Raw genomic sequence first — 8,897 nt, forward strand, 5'->3', positions numbered from 1 at the left:
AAATTTCCCCAAATTTATCGGTTGTCACTTTCACATGTTCGGTAATTTCAGCACTGATTGTTCTGATTGTTGACAGGTAATATTTCGGATTTCCGATGTATCGGGCAGCTGATGCAAGTTTTTCGGTCACGTTTTCTTCCATCTGATCCCTTTTCTGATCGGTCGTTTCAGGATCGATAAGTTCGAAATACAGTTTTTTCGAAAGCAGTTTGTCTTTTTTTAGCAGGCGGAAAATCAACCGGTCTTTTTCAATGGGCGAAAATTCACTTAGCGCCTGTTTAAATTCTTTTGAATATTCCATTAATTAAACAGTTTTGAATATTTCATAAATCCGTTCAGTGCCCAGTTTGCCGTATAATACAGCGATTTTACAGTTGAAAAATTCATGTAATCTTTGTAAACAAGATATTGGTCTTTCACAATATTGCTTTTTTTTCTCGAAATACTGGATTGGTGCATTCTGTATTTTGCCATTGTTTTCGGAAGTGGTTTTCCTACAGGAATTTTCTTCAGTAAATTCAGCCACATCACGTGGTCTTCGCGTTTGCTGCCTTCCGGAAAATATTCTTTGCCAACTCGTTGGGAATCGTACATTGAACTTAATAAAGAAAGTCGGCAGGTTTTAAGTAGATTATCAAAAGTTACCGGTTTGTCTGCTTTAAAATCGTCGATCACGGGATTTAAATTTTCATCGCAGCGTGCATAATTAGAATAGGCGAGTTCAGTATTTTCCTTTTTCATGAATGAAATCATTTCTTCTAAAAAATTCGGTTCCCAGAAATCGTCAGCATCCAAAAATGTGATAAATCTTCCACTGGCCTGCTTTAAAGATAAATTTCTGGCATGTCCGGCGCCGCCATTTTTGTCGGATAAAATCAGTTGTATGCGGCTGTCATTGATTTTCTGAATGATTTCCACCGAATTGTCAGTCGATTGATCATCCGTAATCATCCATTCCCAGTCTGTAAAAGTCTGATTCAAAACGGAAGCAATGGTTTCTTCTAAAAATTTTGACGAATTAAAAACCGGAGTAATGATCGAAACTTCAGGCATTGAATTTTTTAAGAGTTATTTCAACAAATTTACAATTATTAGTTTGATTTGAAATTCAATTCAAAACCTTAAATTTGTGGCTTATATAAAAATAAAACATGTTTTACGACCATCAATCGATCGAAAAGAAGTGGCAGAAATTCTGGGAAGAAAATCAAACCTACAAAACCGAAAACAAAACCGATAAACCGAAATTTTACGTTTTGGATATGTTTCCTTATCCATCAGGCGCGGGTTTACATGTAGGCCATCCGCTGGGATATATCGCTTCGGATATTTACGCAAGGTACAAAAGACATCAGGGATTTAATGTTTTGCATCCCGTTGGTTACGATTCTTTCGGATTGCCTGCGGAACAGTATGCAATTCAAACCGGAACACATCCTGCAATTACTACTGAGCAGAATATCACAAGATACGAAGAACAGCTGCGAAAAATCGGTTTCTCTTTCGACTGGAGCAGGGAAATCAGAACTTCAGATGCTTCTTATTATAAATGGACACAATGGATTTTCATCCAACTTTTCAATTCGTGGTACAATAAATCAACTGATAAAGCCGAACCTATTGAGACGTTGATTCAGCATTTTGAAACGCGGGGAACATTAAACCTCTCAGCGGTGCAGAATGATGCTTTAAATTTCACAGCTGAAGAATGGAAATCTGCATCTGAGCTCGACAGGCAAGATATTTTGTTAAACTACCGTTTAGCTTATCGTGCAGAAACTACCGTAAACTGGTGTCCGGGTTTAGGAACTGTGCTTGCCAACGATGAGGTGAAAGACGGCAAATCTGAACGTGGCGGATTCCCGGTTTTCCAGAAGAAAATGATGCAGTGGAGCATGAGAATTACCGCGTATTCCGAAAGATTGTTGCAGGGTTTGAACACGCTGGACTGGCCCCAACCCTTAAAAGATTCTCAGGAATACTGGATCGGCAAATCTCAGGGAGCGCAGGTAACTTTTGAGCTCTTGAATTCCGAAGAAAATATTTCGGTTTTTACGACCCGACCTGATACTATTTTCGGAGCGACTTTTATGGTATTGGCCCCAGAAAATCCTTTGGTTGAAAAAATAACTACTGAAGAACAGAAATCCGAAGTCGACCGTTATATCGAAGAAACCTCTAAAAAAACGGAGCGCGACCGGATGGCAGACGTGAAAAACGTTTCCGGCGCGTTTACCGGAGCTTATGCACTGAATCCGTTTAACGACGAAAAAATGCCGGTTTATATTTCAGATTATGTACTGATGGGTTACGGAACAGGCGCAGTAATGGCAGTTCCCGCCCATGACGAGCGCGACCACCGTTTTGCAAAGAAATTCGGACTTAATATTGTAAAGGTTGTAGAAACCGAGGAAGATGTGCAGGAAAAATCCTTCGATTCGAAAGATTCGGTTTGTGTAAACTCTGACTTTTTAGACGGATTGAATTACACTGACGCCAAAGCTAAAATCATTGATGAAATAGAAAACCGCGGCATCGGTCACGGTACAACAAATTATAAACAGCGGGACGCGATTTTTTCAAGACAGCGTTATTGGGGCGAACCGGTTCCGGTATATTATAAGGAAGGGATGCCTTATGCGCTGCCAGTATCTTCGCTTCCACTTGAACTTCCGGAGGTTGAGAAATATTTGCCAACTGAAGACGGCGATCCGCCTTTGGGAAATGCAAAAAATTTCGCCTGGGATGAACTCAACGAAAAAATAGTAGCTACCGAATTAATCGATAATGTCACTGTTTTCCCTTTAGAATTATCTACGATGCCAGGCTGGGCAGGAAGTTCTTGGTATTTCTTGAGATATATGGATCCGACAAACGAAGAAGTTTTCGCGGATAAAAATCTTTCGGATTACTGGGGTCAGGTGGACTTATATATTGGCGGAAGTGAGCATGCAACGGGGCATTTATTATATTCCCGTTTCTGGAATATGTTCTTGAAAGACCGTGGTTTTATTAGCCAGGAAGAACCTTTCCAAAAACTGATCAATCAGGGAATGATTTTGGGAATGAGTGCCTTTGTTTACAGGGTTGACGGTACCAATCAATTTGTTTCCAAAAATTTAGCTCAAAACTACGAAACTCAAAAAATTCACGTTGATGTTTCTTTATTAAAAGGAACTTCTGATGAACTTGATGTTGAAAAATTCAAGAACTGGCGATCAGAATTTGCTGATGCTGAATTTATTCTGGAGGACGGAAAATACATCACAGAACGCGAAGTAGAAAAAATGTCTAAGTCCAAATACAATGTTGTAAATCCTGATGATATCTGTGAGGAATATGGTGCGGACTGTTTAAGGCTTTACGAAATGTTTCTCGGGCCTTTGGAACAGTCGAAACCTTGGAACACCCAGGGATTGAGCGGAGTTTACGGTTTTCTGAAAAAATTCTATAACCTATATTATAATGGTGACAGCTTCGATGTTTCGGAAGAAGAACCAACAAAAGAAGAATATAAGATTCTTCATACGCTGATTAAAAAAGTGGTTTCGGATATTGATAATTTCTCTTTCAACACCTCGGTATCTTCATTTATGATTGCCGTAAATGAGTTCCAGAAGCTTAAAACAAACAAGAGAAAAATTCTGGAAGCTTTGGCAATCGTGGTTTCTCCTTACGCGCCGCACATTTCGGAGGAGCTTTGGGAAAAACTCGGTCATACCATTTCTATTGAATTTGAGAAGTTCCCGGTTTTCGAGGAAAAATATCTCGTAGAAGACGAAATAGAGTATCCAGTGAGCTTCAATGGAAAGATGAGATTCAAAATGGCTTTGCCGGCAGATTTAAGTGTTGGCGATATTGAAGAAAACGTTATGAAAGATTTACGTGTTTTAGATCAGCTCGCAGGAAATACTCCTAAAAAAGTAATCATCGTCCCAAAAAAAATCGTTAATATTGTGTGTTGAAAATAATTTAAAAAAAAATACCGTAGCTCAAATCGTAAAAAAAGGGGTTTAATTTCTGCGAATTTTTAAAGGTATTTTGAAAATCGAAAATTATCATCATTATTTAAATGAAAATTTACCAATTTGGCAATGTTAATGAATCTTAACATGAGAAAAATGTATTTCATTAGTGGCGAAACACTTGCGTGAATGATAATTTTGACTTTATTTTACAGCTCGAAAAATTTAAAAAATAACAATTATAATTTAGTTTAGTATGGAAATGAATGTTTCAAACAACGAGGAGCAAGTAGTTGCTAAAAAGTTAGGGGGCTTAAATCCTGCATTAGTTATTCCTATTCTTATCGCAATAGGTATTGCTATTTATTTATTTGTATTGGGAAATCCAGGAAACTTTAAAGCCGATCCAAGGCTGGAGGGTCTTTCATCTGTAAGTTTCTCGGATTTGGAAACAAAAGAATTACATCCTGATGGATTTATGGGGATTATCTATATGGGTGGACCAATTGTACCAATTCTTATTTCGTTTATGATCATCGTTATCGTGTTTTCTATAGAGCGTGCATTGGTTTTGAGAAAAGCTGCAGGAAAAGGAAATGTTGATAACTTCGTTTTAAGCGTAAGAAGATTACTTGACCAAAACAAAGTAGATGAAGCGATCGAAGAGTGCGACAGACAAGAAGGTTCTGTAGGTAACGTAGTAAAAGAAGGTCTTACGACTTACAAAGCTTTGGCTCACGATACTACCATGAACAAAGAGCAAAAAATGGTTGCACTTAACAAATCAATTGAAGAAGCTACAACCCTGGAGATGCCAATGTTAGAGAAAAACATGATGATTCTTTCTACCTTAGGTACAGTAGCAACTCTTGTTGCACTACTAGGAACGGTAATCGGGATGATCAAGGCGTTCTCTGCATTAGGTTCAGGTGGTGGTACACCGGATTCAGCTGCGCTTTCAATCGGTATCTCTGAAGCACTTGTAAATACAGCTTTAGGTATTGGTACTTCTGCAGTAGCGATTATCCTTTATAACTATTTTACTTCTAAGATTGACGGTCTAACGTTCAAAATTGACGAAATCGCAATGTCAATCCAGCAGTCATTTGCAGAATTTCACTAAGAAATTTTGTTTTGAGGGCAGGCCTTTTTTAACTTCAGGGTTATTTTAAGGTCTAAAATATGTGAAGTTTAATAAAAAAATAAAGTATAATGGCGAGAGTCAAACCAAAAAGACATAACATAAGGGTAGATATGACGGCGATGACCGATGTATCATTCCTACTCCTTACGTTCTTTATCCTTACGGCTCAGTTCAATGTTCCTGATGTCGAAACGGTAACCACGCCATCTTCTATCTCTGAAAAACTTCTTCCGGACGCCAGTTTGATGACTGTTCTCAGTACAACAGACGGAAAATTCTACTTTACACCAGTAGATAACGGGACCGAAAGAATGCAGCTTTTAGATAAAATGGGAGAGAAGTACGGAGTGAAATTTACGGATAAAGAGAAAGTTGAGTTTACCAAAGTGCAGTCTGTAGGAGTGCCTATGAATCAACTTAAAGGATATCTTAATCTTTCCGAGGACGATAAAAAAGCATTTAAGAGCCAAACAGGCGTTCCGCTTGACAGTACCAATAAGCAGTTGATCGACTGGGTACAGAAAAGTTTAGAAGTAAATCCTGACTATAAGTTAGCAGTAAAGGGCGACGTAGAGACGAAATACCCTAAGGTTAAAGCATTGTTCGAAGGATTGAGAGATATTGATTTCTTGAAATTCTGGTTAATAACAAGTCAGGAAGTAGCACAATAATAAAGAAATGGCAGAAGTACAAGTAAAAGACAGTAGCGGGAAAGGTGGTAAGGTGCGCTCGCAGAAGCAGCCGCCCCACGTAGATTTAACCCCAATGGTGGATTTGGCGTTCCTTTTGATCACGTTCTTTATGTTGGTTACAACTTTCAACAAACCGAATGTGATGGATCTGGGGCTTCCGGCAAAACCGAAACCGGATGCACCAAAACCAGAACCAACTGAAATTGATTTATCCAATTCAATTTCTCTAATTATAGGAAAAGACAACAGGATTTTCTATCATCAGTTAGACCAGGCAGGCCTTAACGAGCAAACGCTTCAGGAAACATCTTTTGATAGAGAAGGGATTACCAAAGTAATCGAGCAGGCAAAAGCTAGAGCTAAAGATCAGACTAAATTTACGGTGATCATTAAGCCGACAGACGATGCAGTGTATAAAAACTTTGTAGACATTCTGGATGAAATGGCCATTACCAAAAACGAAATATACGGTATTACCGATATAAAAACTTGGGAGCAGGCAATTTATGACAAGAAGGTAGGCGGCTCTGCACCAGCAGCTCCGGCAGCTGATACAAACTAGAATGAATTAGTTTAAATTTTAAAGAAAGAAAAATGGCAGAAGATAACGCATACAAAAGTAATCTTACTTTAGATGAAATTGTATTTGAAAACAGAAATAAAGCTTACGGGGCCTATGACTTGAGAACAAGTTATAGATCGGTCCTTACCAAGTCTTTTATTCTTGGAACCATTCTCTTCCTGGTAGCGGCAATCACTCCGTTCGTGATCATGAAGATCAAGCAGATGAATGCAAAAGAAGCTACCGAAGTTAATGCCAATTTAATTGACATTTTACCGGAAGAGCCCATTATAGAAGAAGTGGTAGAAGATGAACCACCGCCACCACCGCCGCCACCAAAAGAAGAAGAGCCTCAGCAGGAGGTTATTCAGAACGTGGTACCGGAACCGGTGAAAGCTCCAAAGGTAGAAACTCCACCGCCGCCAATTACAAAGCAGCTGGAAACTACAACAGGTCTTATTGCACAGGAAGGTGTGAAGACTCCAAGTTATACCCCACCTCCACCTCCACCCGGGCCTACAAAATCTACGACAGTAGAGGTAAAGCCGCAGGTTTCTGAGACCCAGGTTTATACGGAAGTTGAGCAGTTAGCTGAGTTCCCTGGTGGTATCAACTCCTTCAGAAGTAAAGTAAACAGCAGTTTTGATACTTCTGTAATGGATGGTGATGAAGGTACAGTGAAAACTGAGGTAACATTTGTTGTGGAGAGAGACGGATCGATAACTGATGTGAAAGCAAATGGATCTAATAAAGATTTTAACGCGGAAGCAATCAGAACTGTAAAATCAATCAAAAATAAATGGGCCCCTGCAAAAATAAACGGTCAGGCTGTACGTTATAGATTCAGAATGCCGCTTACCATGCAGTTCGAATAATTTATTAAAATTGAATTTAATATAATGAAAGAGAAGCAAAAGCTTCTCTTTTTTTAATTTTTTGTATTTTTGCGCATGTTGTTTAATTGGTTATCATTAGTAACAGGTTTTTTTTATATTGTTCTGGGCATTGTTGTCATTATTTATAAATTTTTCATCATTTTCCTTGAACCCAATATCGCCTATGCTTTAGGCGCTTTATTAATCCTTTACGGAATTTTCAGAATCGTAAGAGCGATATACAGAATCCGACAGAATAAAAATGAAGAATAGATTACTCGCATTATTAGTTTGCATTTTTACATTTTTTCTTTCATGTAAAAAAACAGAGAAAGTTTTGGTAGACGATCCACAGCAAGGTGAAATTACTGTTGCTGCTGATGAATCTTTTCAAAGTGTCACTGAAGCTTTAACGCAGAGATATATGGCACTGAATCCAAAAACAAAAATTAACCTGGTCATCAAAAAAGAAGATTTAGCATTTTTGGATCTGCTCGAAAATAAAGTAAGGGTTATTGTAATGTCCCGGGATTTGAGCGAAGAAGAAAAAAAAGCATACAAAGACAAAATCGATATGGATATTGTGCCTGCAAAGTTTGCTGTAGACGCTGTTGTCTTTGTAGTTTCGAAAAGTGCGGCGAGGGAATCGGTTTCAATTGAAGAAATTTCAGATTTATTAGTTTCTGATAATAAAAATATCATTTTTGATGGTACCAATTCGAGTAATTTAAATTTTGTTGCGCAAAAATTAGATAAAAAGCCAAGTGAATTAAAATTCTCCATTATCAATGGAAATAAAAATATAGTAGATGAAATCAATAAACATCCTGAAAAAATTGGGGTAATTAGTCTAAATACCATCAGCAGACCATACGATACAGAGTCACAGAAGCTGCGAAATTCGGTTAAAATATTGCCCGTGATTTCAAATAAAAAAGCGGTAATGCCTGAAATCGCGACAATTCGGGATATGAGCTATCCTTTTTCGCGAACACTATATTTCCTGACGAATGAAGCTTATTACGGTTTAGGAAACGGTATGATTCGTTTTTCCTGCCAACAGTTAGGCCAAATTGTCGTACAGAAGGAAGGACTACAACCCTATAACATATTCAGAAGAGAAGTTCAGATGCGTTAAATTTTACTTAAAAAGTTATGGTGAAATTTTATGGTATGAAAATTGGGTAATAGAGTTAGTAAGTTTTTTTACATATAAACAATTAAAATGAAAGAATTAATGAATTTAACAAGAAAAGTTGCTTTAGGAGTTGCGGTAGGATTTTTTTCTAACTTCGCTTTTGCGCAGACTTTACAGGAAGGTGTTGCAAATGCCGATAGTCATAAGTACGCAAAAGCTAAAACAGTTTTTAATGAAATGATTGCCAAATCACCAACGGCAGAAAATTATTTTTACTTAGGGAATTCCTACCTAACTCAGTTCGAACCTAATTTCGAAATGGCACAGGAAAATTTTAATAAAGGTTTAGCAGCAGATAAAAAAAGTTATCTTAATAGAATTGGTTTAGCATCAGTTAAACTTGGTAAAGGTGACAAATCTGCAATCGCGGAAATTCAGAATATAGTTAAAGACTCCCGTGATAAAGATGCGGAAGTTCTATACAGAGCAGCTGAAGCTTTAACAATTTTTGGAGGTGCAGC

General features: G+C 37.9%; 8 protein-coding genes and 1 pseudogene. 7 read left to right on the forward strand and 2 right to left on the reverse strand.

What is annotated here, in order from left to right:
* Both V5N63_RS10165 and V5N63_RS10170 read right to left on the reverse strand, forming a co-directional pair.
* A pseudogene (locus V5N63_RS10165) lies at positions 1-301 on the reverse strand (deoxyuridine 5'-triphosphate nucleotidohydrolase); the annotation flags it as partial.
* On the reverse strand, positions 301-1,053 hold the full coding sequence (locus V5N63_RS10170) for a glycosyltransferase family 2 protein (RefSeq protein ID WP_332033851.1): 753 nt from the start codon (positions 1,051-1,053) through the stop codon (positions 301-303). The pseudogene V5N63_RS10165 and the gene V5N63_RS10170, both read right to left, overlap by 1 nt.
* 98 nt (positions 1,054-1,151) lie before the next feature.
* Between V5N63_RS10170 and leuS the strand changes: the two genes are divergently transcribed.
* The 7 genes from leuS to V5N63_RS10205 form a co-directional block, all read left to right on the forward strand.
* Positions 1,152-3,965, forward strand: coding sequence for a leucine--tRNA ligase (leuS, locus tag V5N63_RS10175; RefSeq protein ID WP_332033852.1), 2,814 nt, complete (start codon positions 1,152-1,154; stop codon positions 3,963-3,965).
* 256 nt (positions 3,966-4,221) lie between these two features.
* Positions 4,222-5,088, forward strand: coding sequence for a MotA/TolQ/ExbB proton channel family protein (locus V5N63_RS10180; protein ID WP_265144096.1), 867 nt, complete (start codon positions 4,222-4,224; stop codon positions 5,086-5,088).
* Positions 5,089-5,177: 89 nt separating this feature from the next.
* Complete coding sequence (locus V5N63_RS10185) at positions 5,178-5,780, forward strand: ExbD/TolR family protein (protein ID WP_265144097.1); 603 nt, start codon at positions 5,178-5,180, stop codon at positions 5,778-5,780.
* Positions 5,781-5,787: 7 nt separating this feature from the next.
* A complete protein-coding gene (locus V5N63_RS10190) occupies positions 5,788-6,363 on the forward strand; it encodes an ExbD/TolR family protein (RefSeq protein ID WP_332018931.1) in 576 nt (191 codons plus the stop codon).
* Positions 6,364-6,395: 32 nt separating this feature from the next.
* A complete protein-coding gene (locus V5N63_RS10195) occupies positions 6,396-7,238 on the forward strand; it encodes an energy transducer TonB (protein WP_332033853.1) in 843 nt (280 codons plus the stop codon).
* A 262-nt stretch (positions 7,239-7,500) separates the two neighbouring features.
* Entirely contained in the window at positions 7,501-8,376 is an 876-nt protein-coding gene (locus tag V5N63_RS10200; protein WP_332033854.1) for a PstS family phosphate ABC transporter substrate-binding protein, read from the forward strand.
* A gap of 99 nt (positions 8,377-8,475) precedes the next feature.
* On the forward strand, positions 8,476-8,897 hold a 422-nt coding region (locus V5N63_RS10205), incomplete at its 3' end, for a tetratricopeptide repeat protein (protein WP_442905814.1).

The sequence above is a fragment of the Kaistella sp. genome (assembly GCF_032060305.1).
Taxonomy (GTDB): Bacteria; Bacteroidota; Bacteroidia; order Flavobacteriales; family Weeksellaceae; genus Kaistella; species Kaistella yananensis.